16 protein-coding genes, 1 tRNA gene and 1 pseudogene are annotated in these 19,690 nt (G+C 66.6%); 9 read left to right on the top strand and 9 right to left on the bottom strand.

Annotation, left to right across the window (positions count from 1 at the left end):
• Positions 1–43 precede the first annotated feature (43 nt).
• The 3 genes and pseudogenes from A7V84_RS11930 (at position 44) to A7V84_RS11920 (ending at position 3,071) form a co-directional block, all read left to right on the top strand.
• Complete coding sequence (locus A7V84_RS11930; RefSeq protein ID WP_025517261.1) at positions 44–562, top strand: TRAP transporter small permease subunit; 519 nt, start codon at positions 44–46, stop codon at positions 560–562.
• A pseudogene (locus tag A7V84_RS11925) lies at positions 559–1,917 on the top strand (TRAP transporter large permease). The gene A7V84_RS11930 and the pseudogene A7V84_RS11925 overlap by 4 nt, the downstream one beginning before the upstream one ends.
• Before the next feature lie 35 nt (positions 1,918–1,952).
• A complete protein-coding gene (locus tag A7V84_RS11920; protein WP_025517265.1) occupies positions 1,953–3,071 on the top strand; it encodes a TRAP transporter substrate-binding protein in 1,119 nt (372 codons plus the stop codon).
• A gap of 16 nt (positions 3,072–3,087) precedes the next feature.
• Here the strand turns inward: A7V84_RS11920 and A7V84_RS11915 are convergent, their stop codons facing one another.
• From A7V84_RS11915 to A7V84_RS11905, 3 genes are read right to left on the bottom strand one after another with little or no spacing between them, the layout of a single operon-like run.
• The gene (locus tag A7V84_RS11915) at positions 3,088–4,614 is read right to left on the bottom strand and encodes an MFS transporter (protein ID WP_063492144.1); all 1,527 of its coding nucleotides are present in this window, start codon (positions 4,612–4,614) and stop codon (positions 3,088–3,090) included.
• Entirely contained in the window at positions 4,611–5,720 is a 1,110-nt protein-coding gene (locus A7V84_RS11910) for an HlyD family secretion protein (protein WP_082833016.1), read from the bottom strand. Before A7V84_RS11910 ends, A7V84_RS11915 begins: the two co-directional genes overlap by 4 nt.
• Positions 5,710–7,161, bottom strand: coding sequence for an efflux transporter outer membrane subunit (locus A7V84_RS11905; protein WP_063492143.1), 1,452 nt, complete (start codon positions 7,159–7,161; stop codon positions 5,710–5,712). The genes A7V84_RS11910 and A7V84_RS11905 overlap by 11 nt, the downstream gene beginning before the upstream one ends.
• A gap of 79 nt (positions 7,162–7,240) precedes the next feature.
• Here A7V84_RS11905 and A7V84_RS11900 point away from each other — a divergent pair, with 79 nt between their 5' ends.
• The 4 genes from A7V84_RS11900 to A7V84_RS11885 all read left to right on the top strand — a co-directional run bounded on the left by A7V84_RS11900 (position 7,241) and on the right by A7V84_RS11885 (position 10,155).
• Entirely contained in the window at positions 7,241–7,885 is a 645-nt protein-coding gene (locus A7V84_RS11900) for a TetR/AcrR family transcriptional regulator C-terminal domain-containing protein (RefSeq protein ID WP_063492142.1), read from the top strand.
• Positions 7,886–8,034: 149 nt separating this feature from the next.
• Positions 8,035–8,802: a tyrosine-protein phosphatase gene (locus A7V84_RS11895; protein WP_025517273.1), complete on the top strand. Its 768-nt coding sequence runs from the start codon at positions 8,035–8,037 to the stop codon at positions 8,800–8,802.
• 94 nt (positions 8,803–8,896) lie between these two features.
• Positions 8,897–9,382 (top strand): MarR family winged helix-turn-helix transcriptional regulator, encoded by a 486-nt coding sequence (locus A7V84_RS11890; protein ID WP_025517275.1) that lies wholly within the window; start codon positions 8,897–8,899, stop codon positions 9,380–9,382.
• Complete coding sequence (locus tag A7V84_RS11885; RefSeq protein WP_063492141.1) at positions 9,379–10,155, top strand: DNA alkylation repair protein; 777 nt, start codon at positions 9,379–9,381, stop codon at positions 10,153–10,155. The genes A7V84_RS11890 and A7V84_RS11885 overlap by 4 nt, the downstream gene beginning before the upstream one ends.
• A 3-nt stretch (positions 10,156–10,158) precedes the next feature.
• On the opposite strand, the gene A7V84_RS11880 is transcribed toward A7V84_RS11885, so the two are convergent.
• The 5 genes from A7V84_RS11880 to A7V84_RS11860 all read right to left on the bottom strand — a co-directional run bounded on the left by A7V84_RS11880 (position 10,159) and on the right by A7V84_RS11860 (position 14,467).
• Positions 10,159–10,764 carry a LysE family translocator gene (locus A7V84_RS11880; protein ID WP_063492140.1) on the bottom strand — a complete coding sequence of 202 codons (606 nt, stop codon included), beginning with the start codon at positions 10,762–10,764 and terminating at the stop codon, positions 10,159–10,161.
• A gap of 230 nt (positions 10,765–10,994) precedes the next feature.
• Complete coding sequence (locus tag A7V84_RS11875; protein WP_063492139.1) at positions 10,995–11,813, bottom strand: AraC family transcriptional regulator; 819 nt, start codon at positions 11,811–11,813, stop codon at positions 10,995–10,997.
• Positions 11,814–11,843: 30 nt separating this feature from the next.
• The gene (locus A7V84_RS11870; RefSeq protein ID WP_033534036.1) at positions 11,844–12,689 is read right to left on the bottom strand and encodes a class I SAM-dependent methyltransferase; all 846 of its coding nucleotides are present in this window, start codon (positions 12,687–12,689) and stop codon (positions 11,844–11,846) included.
• A 182-nt stretch (positions 12,690–12,871) separates the two neighbouring features.
• On the bottom strand, positions 12,872–14,146 hold the full coding sequence (gene glyA, locus A7V84_RS11865; RefSeq protein ID WP_025517283.1) for a serine hydroxymethyltransferase: 1,275 nt from the start codon (positions 14,144–14,146) through the stop codon (positions 12,872–12,874).
• 247 nt (positions 14,147–14,393) lie between these two features.
• Positions 14,394–14,467 (bottom strand) — tRNA-Cys (locus tag A7V84_RS11860).
• 220 nt (positions 14,468–14,687) lie between these two features.
• On the opposite strand from A7V84_RS11860, the gene ptsJ reads away from it, so the two are divergent.
• Complete coding sequence (ptsJ, locus tag A7V84_RS11855) at positions 14,688–15,983, top strand: MocR-like B6 salvage transcription factor PtsJ (protein WP_033534035.1); 1,296 nt, start codon at positions 14,688–14,690, stop codon at positions 15,981–15,983.
• A gap of 200 nt (positions 15,984–16,183) precedes the next feature.
• Complete coding sequence (locus tag A7V84_RS11850) at positions 16,184–18,445, top strand: arginine/lysine/ornithine decarboxylase (protein ID WP_025517286.1); 2,262 nt, start codon at positions 16,184–16,186, stop codon at positions 18,443–18,445.
• A 49-nt stretch (positions 18,446–18,494) separates the two neighbouring features.
• Here the strand turns inward: A7V84_RS11850 and hisC are convergent, their stop codons facing one another.
• Positions 18,495–19,610 (bottom strand): histidinol-phosphate transaminase, encoded by a 1,116-nt coding sequence (gene hisC / locus A7V84_RS11845; RefSeq protein ID WP_063492610.1) that lies wholly within the window; start codon positions 19,608–19,610, stop codon positions 18,495–18,497.
• Positions 19,611–19,690: the final 80 nt, after the last annotated feature.

Raw genomic sequence — 19,690 nt, 5'->3', positions numbered from 1 at the left:
GCGGCGCCCGCGCCGGGCGCCCCCTTTCCTTGCGGAGAGAACCATGAACCGCATCATCGCGTTGCTCGATGCGCTCAATCGCAACGTTGGCCGTGGCATCAGCCTGGCCATGTTGCCCTTGCTGGCCATCACCCTGGCTACCGTCATCCTGCGCTACGCCTTCGGCATCGGGCTGATCTGGCTGCAGGACAGCTATGTCTGGCTGACCAGCGTCTATTTCATCGGCCTGTCGGGCAGCGCGCTGCTGCATGAGCGTCACGTCCGCGTCGAACTCTTCTACGGCCGCATGCAGGCGCGCAGCCAGGCCTGGGTCAACCTGCTGGGCGTGTTGCTGCTGCTGTGGCCAACCCTGGCGGTCATCGTCCTGGCCAGCTGGCGGCCGATCGCGCGCTCCTGGCGCTTTCTCGAAGTCTCGCCCAACGCCGGCGGCCTGCCTTTCGCCTATCTGCACAAAAGCCTGATCTATGTGTTCTGCGCCCTGCTGTTCCTGCAGGGCCTGTCCTTGCTGCTGGCCTCGTGGCGTACGCTGCGCGCCGCCCCGCCCCCGGGAGTCTGTCGATGAATCTGAATGAATTGCTATGCCTGCTCATGTTCGCCGCCGTCATGGCGACGATGATGGCGGGCTTTCCGGTGGCCTTCACTCTCTCCGGCGTGGGCATCGGCTTTGCCCTCCTGGGCAGCGCGCTCGAGGTCTTCGAATGGCGCACCATGGGCGGCGTGATGGGCCGTCTGTACGGGATCATGAGCAATGAAATGCTGGTGGCGATCCCGCTGTTCGTCTTCATGGGCTTCATGCTGGAGAAATCCAAGACGGCCGAGCGCCTGCTGGAGACCACCTCGCGCCTGTTCGGCACGCTGAGCGGCGGACTGGCCTTCACCGTGGTGGCCGTCGGGACGCTGCTGTCGGCGGCCACCGGCATGGTGGCCGCAACGGTCGCCACGCTGGCGCTGATCAGCATACCGGCCATGTAGGCCGGCTATCAGCCCGCCTACATGGCCGGCACGGTGTGCGCCTCGGGCGCGCTTTCGCAGCTCATCCCGCCGTCCACCGTGCTCATCCTGATCGGCGACATGATGCGCGGCGTCACCCCGGCGTCGCGCCCGGGGGGCCCCGTCACGGTCAGCGACCTGTTCGCCGGGGCGGTGCTGCCCAGCCTGCTGGTGGTGGGGCTGTTCTTTCTCTATGTGCTTTACAAGGCCATCTTCCAGCCCGCCACCTGCCCGCCCCTGCCAGCCGCCAGCGGCGAGCAACAGGGCGTCAGCTTCAAGGACGTGCTGCGCGATGCGCTCGCGCCTCTGTCGCTGATCGTGGCCGTACTTGGCTCCATCCTGGGCGGCATCGCCACGCCCACCGAGTCCGCCGCCGTCGGCGCGGCCGGCGCCACCCTGCTGGCGCTGATTTCCCGCAGCCTGTCGTGGCGCACGCTGAAGGAATCCTGCCTGGCCACCGGCCATCTGGTGGCAATGGTCTACACCATCATGATCGGCGCGGCCATTTTCTCGCTGGTCTTCAAGGGGATGGGTGGCGAACACCTCGCCCACGAAATCCTCGCCAGCGTGCCCGGCAGCCAATACGGCGCGCTCATCCTGGTGCTGGCGATCGCTTTCGTGCTGGGTTTTTTCCTCGACTCGTTCGAGATCATCTTCATCGTCATCCCGATCTTCGGCCCGCCGCTGATCGCGCTGGGCGTGGATCCGCTGCTGTTCGGCGTGCTGCTGGCCGTCACCCTGCAGACCAGCTACCTCACCCCGCCCTTCGGTTTCGCCGTGTTCTATCTGCAGGGCGTCTTCAAGGACATCGACTCGGCCACCGCCTACCGCGGCGTGCTGCCCTACATCTTCCTGCAAGCCCTGGCCATCGCCGCCATCATGCTTGCCCCCGCTCTCGCCACCTGGCTGCCGGCCGTGCTGTATTGAGTCGCGCACCTTACCTGCCACCTCTGGAGACTCTCATGACAACCTCACTGCTTTCCACACGCCGCCGCCTGCTGCAGGCTGGCGCAGCCACCGGCCTGGGCGCCATTCTCGCCACCGGCAGCGCCCCGGCCGTCGCGCGCGGCAAGGTCCGCTGGCGCCTGGGCATGGCGTGGGCGCGCAACGCCCCCGGCTACACCACCCCCGTCGTGGCGCTGGCAGAGTTCCTGTCCAAGGCCAGCGGCGGCGACTTCGAGCTGGAGCTGTTCGGCGCGGGCGAAGTCGTGCCGCCCCTGCAGACCTTCGACGCCGTGCTCGACGGCACGCTGGATTGCGGCCATGGCTATCCCAGCTACTGGGCCGGAAAATCCATCGCCATGAACCTGGCGATGAGCATGCCGTTCGGCACGACCGCCCAGGAAAAGAACGCCTGGCTGCAATACGGCGGCGGCCAGGAAGTCCTGGACAAGGTCTACGAACGCTTCGGCGCCAAGTTCTTCCCGTTGGGCAACTGCGGCGTGCAGCCCATGGGATGGTTCCGCAACCCGATCCATTCGCTCGACGACCTCAAGGGCCTGAAGTTCCGCGTCACCGGGCTGGCCGGCCAGGTGCTGCGCGAATGCGGCGTGGCGGTAGTGACCATGCCCGTGGGCGAACTGCTGCAGGCCATGCAATCCGGCGCGGTCGACGCCTGCGAACTCACCGGCCCGTACATCGACACTACCATGGGCATCCAGCGCGCCGCGAAAAACTACTACTTCCCCGGCTGGCACGAACCCGAGGGCCAGTTCGACCTGTTCATCAACCTGGACACCTGGAACGAGCTGCCGCCCCGCTATCAGGAGCTGGTGCGCGTGGGCAGCTACTATGCCAACACGGTCATGCTCAACGAACTGGTGGCCCGCAACGGACAGGCCTTCGAGACCCTGCGCAAAGACCATGGCGTGCAGCCGGGCGTACTGCCCGATGCAGTGCTGGACCGCTTCTACGCGGTAACCGGCCAGATACTCGAAGGGGCCTATGACAGCGACCCGCTGGCGCGCGAAGTGCGCCAGAGCCTGCAGGCCTTCCTGGCCCACTGCGCTCCCTACAGCGACTACGCGGACCTGCGCTATCTGCAACAGCGCGCGCGGCTGGCCGGGCGCGCCCAGACCTGAGTGCCGCCCCGTCGCGTCAGGGCAGCCGCGGCGGGGCGATCGGATTGGGTGGCGAAGACTTCAGGCAGGCAGCCAGCACCAGAGCCAGGACGCTGGTCCAGAACACCAGATGAAACCCGTCGATATGCGCCAACACCTGGGACTCGCGCAAAAGCATGCGCGCCAACGCGCCCGGATCGGCGGCGCCCCGGGCGCCGGCGACTGGCTCGCCGGCCATCACATGGGCCGCCAGCGCGGCGTAGCCCGCGTCGCCGCTCATGCGCAGCCAGGTGGCCATTACCGTGCCGGCCAGCACTGGCGTGAGTACTCTCGCAATCGGGACGTAAGCGCCCAGTGCCACGCCGTGGGCCGGATTCAGATTCGTCACGAATGCCGCGATCAGGCCCAGCAGCATGATGCTCTCGCCCAATGATTGCAGCATCAGCAGGCCGGTAAACTGGTCAGCGCGCCAATCATGGCTCAATTGCGTGCCCCACCATGCCGACAGGGCGATCAGGCTCAGGCCCGCCACCATCATCAGGCGCGGCTCCAGCCTGCGTCCCAGGTAGATCGCCAACGGCGTGGCGGCGACATAGGCGGCAAATGCCGTCAGTGTCGCGGTGCTGGTCTGCATGGGCTTGAGCGCGCCCATCTGCGCCAAAAAGTTGGGCACCAGAAAAGCCGTGGGCGTCATCAGGATGCCAAACAGGCAGGCAATCGCCAGACACAAACCAATATTGCGGCTGCCCAAAGGCACGAGAGTCCCGAAGCGCGCCTGCTGGCCGGCCGCGCGCCAGATGGCCAGCACGAACAACGCCCCGCCCCCCGCCAGGCAAGCGACCACCAGCCCCGAGTCCTGCCATCCAAGCCGCTCCGCCCCCTCCACCCCCACAAAGAGGAGCACCAACCCGAGGCAGAACATTGCCATGCCTGCCCAATCCGCCTGATCCAGGCGCTGTCGGTCCACCTCTCCCCATGGCAGGGCCTTCCAGGTCAGCCAGGCGAGCAACGGCCCGGCCACGCCCGCCGTCCAATAGATCGCCCGCCAATCGAACTCCTCGACCAGCAGCGCCGATGCTCCCAGCCCGGCATCCATGCCCGCAGACACGCGCAGACTATAGGCGGCCATGATCAGCAGCCACCACTGCGGCCTCAGGCTGCGCAATGCCAGCGAAATCGTCAGCGGCAGATACACGCCCAGGCACAGGCCGGCCATCGCATGCATAACCAGCAAGGCCGGATAATGATGCTGGGCCAGCGGTATCAGCCAGCCCAGGCCGCCCAGCGCCAGGCTGGGCCAGAGTAGAACGCGCGCCGGCCCTGCCACCGTGGCAAGCCATGGCACGACCGGCATGGTCAGAAGCTGGGCGGCGTTCAAGGCCGTCCCCAATCCAGCCGCCTGCAATACGTCCAGGCCGAAATGGCCGCGCAGATCCGGCAGCGCGGCCGAGAACAGCCGTCCTTGCAAGGTCGTCAACAGCGCGCCCAGGAAGATCGCGCCCACGGTCAACAGGGGACGCGGCTGCTCCGCGTTGCGCAACCAGGCAGGCAGGCGAACGCTCATGGCCGCGCCTCAGGTCGAACCGCCTCATCGTCAACGGGAACGGCACGAGTGTCGATCTCGACTTGCACCGACATGCCCGGCCGCAGCCGCTGCAAGGCCGGCTGCCCCGGCTCGAAGGCGATACGGACCGGAATCCGCTGCACCACCTTGGTGAAATTGCCGGAGGCATTCTCGGCAGGCAGCAGCGCCGATTTCGCTCCGCTCATGGGTGCGATCTCCTCGACCCGTCCGCGCAGCCGTACGCCAGGCAGGCCGTCGACACGCACCCTCGCGGGCAAGCCCGCCTGCACCCGCGCGAGTTGCGTCTCCTTGTAGTTGGCGATCACATAGGCGGCGTGTTGCGGCACGATGGAAACGATCTGGCTGCCGCTCGCCACCAGGCTGCCCCGCTGCACATGGCGCTTTCCCAGCACCCCGTCAAACGGCGCTGTGATGCGGGTGTACGCCAGGTCACGACGTGCGCCATCGAGCTCGGCAGCCGCGGCCTCGCGCTCGGCGGCACGCCCGGCGCGTCCGCCCTCCAGCACATCGATGCGGCGGGCTGCCAGCGCAGCCTGGGCACGAGCCGCATCGCGCATGCTGACGGCATGATCCAGGTCGGCCTGCGCACTCTCGTAGTGCTGACGCGACAGGGCCCCTTGTTCGACCAGGGCCGCCTGCCGGGCCGGGTTGCGCCGATGCTGGCCTATCCGAACCTCGGCTGCACGCAGGTTCGCCTCGGCCAGGGCCACGTTGGCGCGCTGCTCGGCGATCTCATTGTCCAGATTGTCCAGATGCGCCTGGGCTTTGGACAAGGCTGCCCGCGCCGCCTTCTCGCGCCAGCGCGCGTCGGCCGGGTCGATGCGCGCGATCACTTCGCCGGCCCGCACCGCTTGATAGTCATCGACCGGCAAGGCCTGAATGTGGCCGCCGATGCGTGCGCTGAGCACGGCGGTATCCGCCTCGACGAAGGCGTTCTCCGTCGTCTGGATGGCGCGGGCGCTCACCCAATGGCGCCATTGCGTGGTGGCCAGCACAACCAGCCCGAGCACCGCCAGGCAGGCCAGCCACGGGGCCAGTCGCAACATCAGCCCACGGCGCGAGGCGAGGATGGCGTCAGTCGTCATGCTTGTTCTCCTTCCTGTTTTCAGGGGCCGCTGCGATCAGGCTGCCGCCTAGGGCGCGCTCCAGCTCGACCCGTCGCGTCACCGTCTGGATTTGCAGATCCAGAGCCAGGCGGCGGTCGCGTAACAAGGCGTCCTGGGCTGTCAGCACGGTCAGGTAATCGGCCAATCCGGCCTGGTATTGCGCGCGAGCCAACGCAAAGGCGCGCTGACGGGCTTGCAGACTGCGCCCTTGCTCGGCACGCTGCGTCGCCAGCGCCTGCAGAGAAAGCACCTGGTCGGCGACGTCGCGCACAGCGACCAGCAGAGCCTGGTTGTAGCCATGCACGGCCTCATCGAATTGCGCGGCCCGCCCCTTCCAGCGGGCGCGCAGACGGCCGCCATCAAACAATGGCAGGCTGATGGCGGGCTCGATTCCATATTGCCGGCTGCCGGCATGCAGCCAGTCCCGCAGCCCGAACGTGGCGCTCTGCCTCGCCAGGCCGGCAAACAAGCGCAGGTCGATATTCGGATAGAAAGCGGCCTTGGCCGCCTGCATGCGCTGGCCGGCCGCCTCGACCCGCCAACGCGCCGCCACGACTTCCGGGCGCTGCGCGATCAGTTCGGCAGGCAAGGCAGGCGGCAGCGCAAGCGCCAACGGCTGCGGCAGGGCCGGCGCGGCATGCGCCAGGCGATGTAGCGGCAAGCCTGCCAGGGCGGCCAGGGCATGACGCTGCAAACCGATCTGCTGCGCCAGCGCCGCTCCTTCGCGCAGCGAAGCGCTGACATCGGCGCGCGCCTGCGCTACCTGGACATCCGTGTCCAGGCCGGCGGCGCGACGCATGCGTACCAGCTCCAGGGTTTGACGCCGCAATTCCAGACCTTCGCGGGTCTGCGTCTGCGCAACCAGCAGGCCGGCCAGCTCGAACCAGCCACGCTGCAGCCGGCAGACCAGCAGCAACCGCGCTGCACGCCACTCACCTTCGGCCGCCGCCGCCTCGCCCAACGCCGCGCGCATGGCCGCGCGCTGCCCACCCCAGAAATCGAAGGTGTAGCCGGCCTGCACGCCCAGGACTGCGGCCATGCCGTGGGCGCCGGCCAGCGGCGGGCCCGCATCGTACTCGGCCGCATAACGACGCGCCTGGGCGCTGCCTTCCAGATTCAACGTCGGCAGTCTCGCCGCGCCCGCCTCTTCGGCATAGGCCTGCGCCTGCATCAATCTGTCACGCGCCTGCGACAAGTCCGGGTTGCCTTCCAAAGCCTCGGAGAGCAAGGCGTCGAGCGCCGGATCCTCGTATCGCGCGCCCGGGTGAAACAGGCCCGGCCACTGCACCGGGGTGGCGCCATAGTCTTGCGGCGAGTGAGTCCGTGCGCGCGGCATCTGATCCAGGCCTTGCATATCGGCGCATCCCGCCAGCACCAGGCAGCATCCCAGTGTCGTGGCAAGGATCCATGGTTTTTTCATTCCATCAACCTAACACTGTTAGTCTGACAGAATGATAACCTAACGACGTTAGATTTCAACCTGAACAGGATGTCTCTTTGTGAACGCTCCGAAAATCCAGCGCGAACGAGTCATTCAGACCGCACTGACCTTGCTGGACCAGGAAGGTCTCGAAGGCCTGACCATGCGCAAGCTCGCCCTGGCGTTGCAAATCCAGGCGCCGTCGCTCTATTGGCACTTCGAGAACAAACAGGCGCTGATCGACGGTATGGCCGACGCCCTGCTGGACCAGGTCGCCCGCCAGCCGCCGGGCGGACAAAGCTGGGCGCAGCGCCTGCGCAGTATCGCCGCCGAGTTGCGCCAGGCGCTCAAGCGTCACCGCGATGGCGCACGCGTGTTCGCCGGCACCTATGTGGTCACCGACAACGTCATGCGCACCAGCGAGGCCCTGATCGGTGCCTGCATCCAGGCTGGCGCCAGCCCTTCGCTGGCCGCCACCGCCAGCTTCAGCCTGACCTACTACGTGCTGGGGCTGGTCATGGAAGAGCAGGCGTTGGGGCCCGGCAGCAACCAGGACCTCGCTGCCCGGCAACGCCACTTCCTGACCACCGCGCAGGGCGCTTACCCGCACAACTGGCAAGCGCGCGAGACGCTGTTCTCCCAGGATTTCGACAGCCGTTTCGACATCGGGCTGGACCTTTTCATCGCAGGATTGCAGCAGCGGATCGCGGCCGGGCCCGCCTGATCCGGCGCTTGCGCGGAAATGCTCTATATTCAAGGCGCTTGTTCACAGGAAGACGGCCTTGTCCATGCCAGGCCGCCCATCGCCGCCCTGGCGCCTGATGCCGGGGCGCGTTCACCACGCCCTCGTGGCACAGACAGGAGCAAGACCTCATGCGCAAGGCAAGCCCCGCCCCCGCCGTTCAATCGGTGCTGCAGCTGGACGGCGTCTACAACGCCCGGGATCTCGGTGGCCTGATCGGCGCACAAGGCAAGCGTGTGCGCAGCGGCAAACTCTTTCGCAGCGGCAACCCCGCGCGCGCCAGCAGCGCCGACATCCAGCGCCTGGAGGAACTCGGCCTGGATGCGGTGATCGACTTCCGCAGCGCCCCGGAAAAAAGCCAGGACGACGGCACCTTCGCGCGCCATTTCAACTGGATACCGATGCCGGTGCTCGACGGCAACATTCAGGTCGATACCCTGCTGCCGAAGTTGCGGCACGCCACGCCGGACTTCAGCACCGCCATGATGACCGATGTCTATCGCAGCTTTCCGACCCGCTATCAGGAACCCTTCGCGGCCTTTCTCAAGCAGGCCGCGACCGGCCAGACCCTGCTGTTCCATTGCACGGCCGGCAAGGACCGGACCGGTTTCGCCGCCATGCTGCTGCTGAGCGCGCTGGGCGTATCCTGGCCCGACATCCTGAGCGACTACCTCACGTCCAATCGCCTGAACAGCCGGCTGTTCCAGGATGTGCTGCCCAAGTCTTTCGCCAACGGCATCCCCACCGAAGTGATGATGCCGCTGCTGGAAGTCTCCCCCGCCTATCTGGAGACAGCCGGTCTGGCCATCGAGGCAGCCTGCGGCGGCATGGAACCCTATCTGCGCGACGTCATGGGCGTCGATCTGGACGCGCTGCGCGGTCACTACCTGGAATCCTGACGCCAGCGTCGGCCCACGGTGCGACGGGCCGCCCATCGGGGCGGCCGCTTTTCCGACATATAATTAGCCACCATATCATCTGCCGGCATATTAAATAGTGGAACAGAAATATCGCGCCTTGCTGCAACAGGCCGAGCGGCAGGAACAAGACGGCCTGGACGACATGCGCCTGTGCCTGCAGACCCTCTCATTGGCGGCCGCCATCGACCGCGATTGCGCCGCGCGGCTGGCCGTCCATGGCCTGTCGGAAGGGCGCTACATCCTGCTGTTCCTGCTGGAGGCCGCGCCCGATGGCCTCGCGCCCCATGCGCTGGCCAGCCAGGCCGGCGTCAGTCGCGCCACCGTTACCGGCCTGCTCGACGGCCTGCAGGCCGACGCCCTGATCGAACGCCAGGCCGACCCTCGCGACCGGCGCGCCCGGCGTGTCGTGCTCACGCGCGCCGGACGCCAGCTGGCGCGTCAGGTGTTCGCGGAGCACAACGCCTGGATGGCCGGCCTGTTCAAGCACCTGGACGCCGCCGAACGCCGGCAACTCACCCGACTTCTGACCAAAGCCCGCCAGGGCCTGCCATCGCCATGACACCCTCCAGCCGCAAGGGCGCTTCACGCGCCGCCGACATTCCTCCCGACGTGCTTGAACGCCTGTCGCTGGGAGAGATTTCCGGCCTCACCCTGACCGAATGCCTGGCCGTGGACCAGGCCCGACTGCTGCGTCGGGTGTTCCCCGAGCTGCCAGCCGGGACGCTGGCGCTGGCCGATGCGGCCTGCCGGCAGGGCATTCTCAAGCGCATGGCCACTATCGGCCAGTTACTGTGGAACGCCTGCGGCCCGGCCGGCCTGGCGCGCTGCCGCGACCATGCGGCCGACACCGTACGCGGCTGGGCCTGCTTCATGATCGGCGCGGCGCCTGACCTTTCCCTGCAAGCGCGCCTGCATGCCATCGCCCCGCTGGCCGATGACGAACACTTCGGCGTGCGGGAATGGGCCTGGATGGCGCTGCGCCCGGCGTTGGCCGGCCAGCTCGACGAGGCCATCGCCCAGCTCACGCCCTGGACCGCTTCGCCATCCGAGCGGCAACGGCGCTTCGCCTGTGAAGCGCTGCGCCCGCGCGGGGTCTGGTGCGCCCACCTTGCCGCCCTCAAGCGGGACCCGGCGCTCGCCCTGCCGATCCTGCAGGCCTTGCGCGCCGACCCGGCTGTTTATGTACAGGATTCGGTCGCCAACTGGCTCAACGATGCCGGCAAGGATCAGGGCGACTGGGTGCGCGCCCTGTGCGCACGCTGGCAGCAACAGGCCCCCGGCAACGAAGCCACCCGACGCATCTGTCAGCGCGCCCTGCGCAATCTGGCCTAGCCCTTATCCCAGCTGGCGCAGCATCATCAAGCCCAGCCCCGCGAACGCCAGGGAAAAACCATAGCGCAGGCCCTGCTGCACGGCCGGGCGGCCCAGCACCCGGTCGCGCAAATGCGCCGCGGTCAGGCCGTAGCCCACGAAGACCACGAAGGTCAGCCCCATGAAGGCCAGCGACAGCTGCAGCATCTGTGCCAGCCATCCCGGCCCGTCGGGGCGCACGAACTGGGGCAGAAAAGCCAGGAAGAACAAAGACAACTTGGGATTCAACAGATTCAGGCCGATCGCCTGCAACAAGACCTGCCATCCGGGCTGCACCCGGCCCGTGAGGTCGAGCATCCCGCGCTGACGCAGGATGGCCCAGGCCAGATAGAAGAAATAGGCCGCGCCGGCCAGCAACAGTCCTTCGTATGCGCGCGGACTCGCCGCCAGCACAGCCGCCGCCCCCGTGGTCGCCGCCAGGGCATGCGGCAGGGTTCCCAAGGTGCAGCCGAAAGCGCACACCACCGCTGCACGCCGCCCCTGCCCCAGGCCGGCGGCCAACGTCAGCAAAGACCCCGCACCCGGCGAAACCACCACCACCAGACTGGCCACCCAGAACGCCCCGGTCATCGCGCCACCCCGCCCACCGCCACCTTCCCCAGCCCGCGCATCGCTCCCCCGTTTTCCATCGGAAAAGCACCAGTGTCGGCTCCCCCCCCCACCCAGTCTTGAAAGAAATTGCTGGCGCAGTGCAACTGGCGGCGTGCAACGGGCGCAGTGCAACGGGCACAGTGCAACCGGCGCAGTGCAACGGGCAACGCGCAACGGGCAACCTGCACCATTCCCCGGCAGAAATGGCCCTAGCGTTCGCGACGCCCCATGGCACGGGCATAGGCGCCCGGTGTCACACCGAAGCTGCGCACGAAGACACGGGTCATATGACTTTGATCGGAGAAGCCGCTGTCCTGCGCCGCCTGGCTCAAACTGCGGCCCTCGCGGATCAGACGGCGCGCCCGCTGGATCCGGCGCTGCAATAGATAGGCATGGGGCGTCAGGCCCGTGGCGCGACTGAAGACGCGCAGAAAGTGATACCGGCTCAGACCGGCCAGCTCGGCCAACTCGGTCAGGGTAAGCGGAGCCTGCGGGCAATCGTCCAGGCACTGGCGGGCATGGCGCAAGGCCGCAGGAATCGCCCCGGACAGGGGCTCAGACCCGCCCAGAAGGCTGCCCAGCAGCAGCCAAAGCCCTTGCTCCTGCGCCAATCCTTCCGACGCGCCCGCGGAGGTCAAGGCCCTGAAGGCGCTATCGAAACCGCTTGCCGCACGCGCATCGTGCAGCACCGGTTCGGGAAACTCCAGGGCATTGCCCGGCTGTTGCGGGGCCAGTTCAGCGGCCAGCCCTGCCACCACCGCCGGATCGATATACAGCATGCGCCAGGCACGAGGCGCCCCATCCAGGGGGGCGCCGTCATGCACTTCGCCCGGGTTGACCGTGATCACGCAACCGGGACCGGCCTCGACCCGCCCCCGGCCGCTGGCTGAACGCTGGGCGCCACGATCGATCACCCCCACGCCGAACTGGTCATGGGTATGGCGGGCGAAGGCAAAGGCGGTATCCGCGCTGGCCGCCTCCACCCCGGGCAAGGCACAGGCATGGAGCCGCAGGTCCGTGGAGGCCATGCTCAGAGCGGCGCGCCCGGACGGGGCGCGCTAGCTGCGTGCTGCCAGGGCATACATGAGCGGCACGCCAGGCATGTCTTCGGGCGGCGCGAAACGCCGGCCCTCCAGTACCTGCATGCGGTCGAAGGCACGCCAGCCATTGGCATAGGGATATTCCTCCAGATGTTCCAGCGTCAGGCCGGCGGCAAGCAACGCGCCGACCACCTGCCCCAGGCCCCAGGTGAACTCATAGGAAGGATGCGGGTTCACGAAATCCCTCACGCCCGTTTCATAACCATCGAGCGCGAGATCGCCGTGGGTCTCGGCCACGTAGTCCCCGACGCCGCCTTCAGCCAGCGGCTCGCGGTTGAAATAATCGTAGCGGGGCTGCCATTGCTGGTCGAAAATCAGGCCCGCCGGGTGATACTCGACGAATACGAAGCGCCCGCCCGGCCGCAGCACCTGCGCAATGCCGCGCGCCCATCCGTCCAGGTCGGACAGCCAACAAATCGTGCCATACGAAGCGAACACCAGATCGAACTGCCGGCCCTGCGCCTGAGCGCGCTCGAACCAGGCGTACAGGTCGGCACGTTCAAACCTCGCGGCCACGCCGCTGTCGCGCGAGAGCTGCTGCGCAAACGCGATGGCTTCGTCGGAAATGTCCACGCCGGTGACCCGTGCGCCCAACTGCGCCAGGCTCAAACTGTCCTGGCCGGCGTTGCACTGCAGATGCAACAGGTCCCGGCCCGCGACATCACCCAACAACTGACGCTCCTCCGGAAACAGGGTGCTGCCGCCCGCGAGGAAAAAAGCAGCCTGATCGCCTTTGTGACTGTTGTGCGCCACCGTAGCGGCGTTCCATGACCGGCGATTGGCCTGGTGCAGATCTTCACGCATGTGCAGCACTCCCGAGCAAAAGGCCCCGACCGACACCTACTGACGTCAGAGGCCAATGCTGATTCTGCCACAGGACAAATCCACACTCGACGCTTCAGCGGCGCAACAGGCACAGGGCGGACGCCCGGTCACGAAACGCCGGTCCGGCGCCTGCCCTGGCGCCGGACCGGCGCCAGGCCGTTTTAGCCGTATACCGGATGCCGGCGGCAAAGGGCCACCACCTGCTCGCGCACCTGATCGCGCACGGCGCCCTGGCGCTGCGCATCGGCGCTGCCCAGGGCGTCCAGCACATCGCACAACCAGCCCGCCAGCTGCTCGCATTCGGACACGCCAAAACCCCGCGTGGTGACGGCCGGCGTGCCGATGCGCAGCCCCGAAGTCACGAAAGGCGAACGCGGATCGTTCGGCACGCTGTTCTTGTTGGCCGTGATGTAGGCATCCGCCAGGGCCGCGTCCGCCTCCTTGCCCGTATACGGTTGCGCAGACAGGTCAATCAACATCAGGTGGTTGTCGGTGCCGCCGGAAACAATGCGATAGCCGCGTTGCTGGATCACGGCGGCCATTGCGCGCGCATTGGTCACGACCTGCCTCTGGTAGGTCTTGAACTCCGGCTGCAGCGCTTCGCGAAAGGCAATCGCCTTGGCTGCGATCTGGTGCATCAAAGGCCCGCCCTGCACGCCCGGGAACACGGCAGAATCGAGTTTCTTGTAGAACGCCTCGTCCTGACCCTTGGCCAGGATCAGCCCGCCGCGCGGCCCGCGCAAGGTCTTGTGCGTGGTCGTGGTCACCACGTGCGCGTGCGGCAGGGGGTCGGGATACTCGCCGGCGGCCACCAGGCCGGCCACGTGTGCCATGTCGACCCAGAACAGCGCGCCTGCCTTGTCGGCGATCTGACGCATGCGGGCCCAGTCCTTGTAACGCGAGTAGGCCGAGAAACCGCCGATCAGCAGTTTCGGACGTGCCTGCAACGCGATGCGCTCCATCTCGTCATAGTCGATATGGCCGCTGGCCGGGTCCAGGCCATACGGAATGATGCGATACAGGCGTCCCGAAAAGTTGGCCGGGTTGCCATGGGTCAGGTGCCCGCCCTGCGCCAGGTTCATCCCCATGACCGTATCGCCCGGTTCCGTAAGCGCCAGAAAGACGGCCATATTGGCCTGGGCGCCGGCATGCGGCTGGACATTGGCGTAGTCGCAATCAAAAAGCTCGCGTGCGCGTTCGATGGCCAGTTGCTCGGCAACGTCCACGTGCTCGCAACCACTGTAATAACGCCGGCCTGGATAGCCCTCGGCATACTTATTGGTAAAGACCGAGTCCTGCACCGCCATGACCTGGGGGCTGGCGTAGTTTTCGGAGGCGATCAGCTCGACGTGATCTTCCTGACGTTGCGCTTCTGCGCGCAACGCCGCAGCCAATTGCGGATCGGCATCCGCGAGGGAAACAGTGGCGTCATACATGGGAGAGATTTCCTGCAGTGAGAGAAAGCGGGGCGGCATGCAACCGCAACATCGATACCCGGCGCGGCCCCAGGCCCGCCGGGGTTGGCCCAACGCCGACAACTCCGCCGCGGCGAAGACCGACCTCAGGGCCGGCAGCCCCGCACAGGCAGGCATGCCATGGCCTTGCCACAGCCATTGCCCCCCGGCGCGGGCCGAATCCGGTTCGGCTGCCAACACTCGCCCAGGGCAAACAGCACAATCTTCATGGAGGCGCGGGCTGGAATCGAACCAACCTGAACGGATTTGCAATCCGACGCATAGCCACTCTGCCACCGCGCCATGTAGGTCACATCTGTGTTTGACCTATGACAATAATTCTATTGGCATATTAAATAAAAAACAACCCCTATGTGGTCTTTGTGCTGCAATAACCGTGCTGGAACAGCGTCAACCACACTGCCCACCCGAAAACCGCCTGTGGCAGAATCCGGGCTGTAAGGGTCTGGGGCGCTCGCGGCCCAACTGGCTCATCCGATTTCACCCACTGGCCTAGGACAATATGAAAATTCATGGCAAGACCGCAGCGGAGATCTTCGACTGCGTGCGCGGCCTGGCGCAGTCTCAACAATTGCCTGCCGGCGCCTCGCTGCCTCCGGTACGTGATCTGGCCGTCGAGCTCGGGGTCAACCGCAATACCGTCGCGGCGGCCTACCGTCGCCTGGTGACGGCAGGCATCGCCGTCACCCAGGGCCGCCTGGGCACGTTGATCCGCGATCAATGCCAACCCGGCGAACAGGAAGGCGCCCTGCCCGACTCCCCGCTGACCGACCTGGCCAGCGGCAATCCCAATCCCGCCTGGCTGCCCGACCCCAATGCGGCGCTGCGGGTGCGACCCTATGTCCCGCGCCTTTACGGCGAGCCCACGCTCAATCCCGGGCTGCACACCTACCTGCAGGGCTGGTTCGCCCCCGACTGCCCGGCCGGTTTCGAGATCGACCTGGCCCACGGCGCGGTCGACGCCATCGAACGCCTGCTCAGCGCCTACCTGGTGGCCGGCGACCGGATCGCCGTCGAGAACCCCTGCTTCCTGAGCAGCATCAACACCTTGCGCACGCTGGGCCTGCAACCGGTGGGCGTGCCGGTCGACGAGCACGGCATGTCCGCCGAAGGGCTGGAGGCCGTACTGGCCAAGGGTGTCCAGGCTGTCATCATCACGCCGCGCGCGCACAACCCGACCGGCACCTGCCTGAGCGAGAAGCGCGCCCGCGCACTGATGCGCCTGCTGGCCCGTCACCCCAATGTGCTGGTCATCGTCGACGACCACTTTTCCCTGCTTTCCAGCAAGCCCTATTACTCGGTGCTGCCGCGCGCCGCGCAACGCTGGGCGCTGGTGCGCTCGCTCACCAAGGCCCTGGGGCCGGACATCCGCGTCGCCGCCATCGCGAGCGACCCGGCCACCTCGCGGCAGCTCAGGTTGCGCCTGGCCAGCGGCACCAGCTGGGTGAGCCATCTGCTGCAGGATGTCGTCGAAATATCGCTCACCCAGCCGCAAAGCCAGGCCTTGCTCGCCCAGGGCCGGGCGGACTACGCCCGGCGCCGCCAGACGCTCGAAGCCGCATTGCTGGCGCAAGGCATTGCCTGCGTCGCCGACGGCGACGGCCTGAACCTGTGGGTACCGTTAGCCGGCGATGACCAGGCCGTTGCCCTGTCGTTGGCGCGCCACGGTTGGCTGGTGCGCCATGGCGAAGCCTTTTCGGTCCAGGAGCCCGTGCGCGGGCTGCGCCTGACTCTCTCGACCATCGAACCGGCCCAGTGCGAGCGGCTGGCGCTGGATCTGAGGCGCAGCCTGGCCTGACGCAGGCATCATCTCCTCGCGCCGCCCCCGCACCCTCTGCGCCGGCGGCGTTTTTTTGTCATGGAATTTTGTCCTATGACATATACAATAATGATCGAGGACAAATTTCAGCGCATATCGGCACGTCTTTCCAGCCAGCGCCCTGTCCCGCCGCCGCAGCGCCGCTGCCCGCCTGACTTTCCCTGGATTTTTCTACTGGCATGAAATTTCATTTTCCTATCGTCATCATCGATGAGGATTTCCGCTCCGAGAACACTTCCGGCCTGGGCATCCGAGCTCTCGCTGAAGCGATCCGGGCTGAAGGCTTTGACGTCCTGGGCGCCACCAGCTACCACGACCTGAGCCAGTTCGCCCAACAGCAAAGCCGGGCCAGCACCTTCATCCTGTCGATCGACGACGAGGAATTCACCGCCGACGGCGACAGCGCCCCTGCCCTGCAGAACATACGCAGCTTCATCCAGGAAGTGCGCCGCCGCAATGCCGAGGTGCCGATCTACGTCTATGGCGAAACCAAGACCGCGCGGCATCTGCCCAACGACATCCTGCGCCAGCTGCACGGCGTGCTGCATATGTTCGAGGACACCCCGGAGTTCGTGGCGCGCCACCTGATCCGCGAAGCGCGCAGCTATCTGGCCGGCATCCGCCCGCCGTTTCTCAAAGCCCTGCTCGATTATGCCGAGGACGGCTCCTATTCCTGGCATTGCCCCGGCCATTCGGGCGGGGTGGCCTTCCTGAAAAGCCCGGTGGGCCAGGTCTTCCATCAGTTCTTCGGCGAGAACATGCTGCGCGCCGACGTCTGCAACGCGGTGGAGGAGCTCGGGCAATTGCTGGACCACAGCGGCGCCATCGGCGCCAGCGAACGCAATGCCGCGCGCATCTTCAATGCCGACCACTGCTTTTTCGTGACCAACGGCACCAGCACCAGCAACAAGATCGTGTGGCAGCACGCCGTCGCGCCCGGCGATGTCGTGGTGGTCGACCGCAACTGCCACAAATCTATCCTGCACAGCATCGTGCTGACCGGCGCCATTCCGGTGTTCCTGCGTCCCACACGCAACCATCTCGGCCTGATCGGGCCGATCCCGCGTGAAGCCTTCTCGCCGCAAGCCATCAAGGAGTTGATCCGGGCCCACCCGCTGCTGTCCGATGTCGACGCCGAGACGCTGCGCCCCAGGCTGCTGGTGCTGACCCAGTCGACCTATGACGGCATTCTCTATGACACGGAAGCCATCAAGTCAGCACTGGACGGCTATGTGCAAGCGCTGCACTTCGACGAAGCCTGGATTCCGCACGCTGCCTTCCACCCCTTCTATGGCGCTTATCATGCCATCGGCGGACGGCGGCGGCGCCCGCGTGAATCGCTGGTCTACTCGACCCAGTCGACCCACAAGCTGCTGGCCGGCCTGAGCCAGGCCAGCCACATTCTGGTGCAGGACTCCGCCACCCGCCAGCTCGACCGTCATCTGTTCAACGAAGCCTATCTGATGCACACGTCCACCTCACCGCAATACGCCATCATCGCCAGTTGCGATGTCGCGGCGGCGATGATGGAGCCGCCCGGCGGAAGAACCCTGGTCGAGGAGAGCATTGCTGAAGCGCTCGATTTCCGCCGCGCCATGCGCGAAGTGGCCGAGCCGCTGGCCGAGGGCGATTGGTGGTTCCAGGTATGGGGGCCGCCGACCCTGCCCGACGAAGGCATCGGCGATCCCTCCGGCTGGGTGCTCGATCATGGCGAGACGGCCCCCTGGCACGGTTTCGGGCCGCTGGAAGCTGGATTCAACATGCTGGATCCGATCAAGGCCACCATCGTCACTCCTGGGCTGGACATGGACGGCCGCTTCGGGGAGCAAGGCATCCCGGCCTCGATCGTGACCAAGTTCCTGGCCGAGCACGGCGTCATCATCGAGAAGACCGGCCTCTACAGCTTCTTCATCATGTTCACCATCGGCATCACCAAGGGCCGCTGGAACTCATTGGTGACGGCGCTGCAGCAATTCAAGGACGACTATCGCCGCAACACGCCGATGTGGCGCGTGCTGCCCGACTTCTGCCGCAAACACCCTTGCTACGAGGAAATGGGCCTGCGCGATCTGTGCCAGCACGTGCACACGCTTTATGCCCGCCACGATATCGCCCGGCTGACGACCGACATGTATCTCACCCAGGCCGAAGTCGCCATGGCGCCGGGGCAGGCTTACGCCTGCATCGCCAACGGACGCACCCAGCGCGTACCCATCGACCAGCTGGAAGGCCGCATCACAACCAGCCTCATCACGCCCTACCCGCCGGGCATTCCCCTGCTGATCCCGGGCGAGGTATTCACCCGCAGCATCGTGGACTATCTGCGGTTCTCGCGTGAGTTGAACCGCGATGCGCCGGGCTTCGGCACCGACATCCACGGCTTCGTCACCCTGCGCGACGCCCAGGGCCAGGCAACACACTACGTCGATTGCGTCGCCTGACGGCTGTGTGTCCCTGCCGGCCGCCTTCGGGCCGCCGGCAAAGGCCTGCCTAGCCGGAAGCGGTGTCCGCCGTGCCGCCGGCCTGCGCCAGCAGGCCGTCCAGCGCGTGCAGCAGATAATCCGCCTGGGCATCCGTGCCGATGCTGATGCGCAGGTACTGCGCGATGCGCGGCTGGCGGAAATGCCTCACCAGAATCCTCGCCTGACGCAGTTGCGCCGCCAGCTCGCCGGCATCCCGGGCCGGGTGGCGCGCAAACAGGAAGTTGGCCAATGAAGGCAACACCTCGAAGCCCCGTTCGCGCAGGCCCTCGGCCAGGCGCTCGCGGGTGCGCATGACGGCGCGGCGAGTCTGCTCGAAATGAGCCTGGTCCTGCAGTGCTGCGATCGCACCCTGCTGGGCCAGCCAGCCCAACGGATAGGCATTGAAACTGTTCTTCACACGGGTCAGCAGCTCGATCAGCTCTGGCTGCCCCACAGCCCAGCCGACCCGCAGTCCGGCCAGCGCGCGCGACTTGGAGAGCGTCTGCACCACCAGCAGATTGGGATGCTGGGCCACCAGATCCACGGCGCTTTCGCCGCCGAAGTCCACATAGGCCTCATCCACCATCACTACACGCGCGGGCGCTATCGCCAGCAGGGTGCGCAACTGCTCAGCCCCCAGCCCCTGCCCGGTTGGCGCATTCGGATTAGCCAGCACGATGCCGGCGCAACCCTCCGGCTGCCCGGCCGCCTGCGCGAAGGCCTCCACGTCGAGCTGCAGCCCGGCATCCACCGGCACCGGCAGCGCGGGGATATCGTACAGCTGGCAGTACACGGCATAAAAACCATAGGTCACATCCGGCAGCAGCAGACGCGCCGGAGCATGCTGGAAGAACGCGGCGAACGCGTGCCCCAGCACTTCGTCAGAACCATTGCCGACGAAAACCTGGCTCGGGTCGACCTCGTGATGATGCGCGATGGCGCGCCGCAAGGCCCAGGACTCGGGATCGGGGTAGCGTTCCAGTCCGTGGCTGGCGGCCTCGATGATGGCCGCGCGCACCCGCGCCGATGGCGGATAGGCATTCTCGTTGGTGTTGAGCTTGACCAGCCCCTCGATCTGGGGCTGTTCGCCCGGCACGTAAGGCTGCAGGCCCCGCAGGCGGGGGCTGAGAAAAGAGTCATCCATGATGGCGATGGTTCCAAGCAAAAAGCGGCCCCGTTTCATATCGCATGCAGGGGCCGGATAGCCACACAGCCGGCGCAGGG

Source organism: Bordetella trematum (assembly GCF_900078335.1).
Classification (GTDB): Bacteria; Pseudomonadota; Gammaproteobacteria; order Burkholderiales; family Burkholderiaceae_B; genus Bordetella; species Bordetella trematum.
This window is presented reverse-complemented; position numbering and strand designations above follow the sequence as displayed.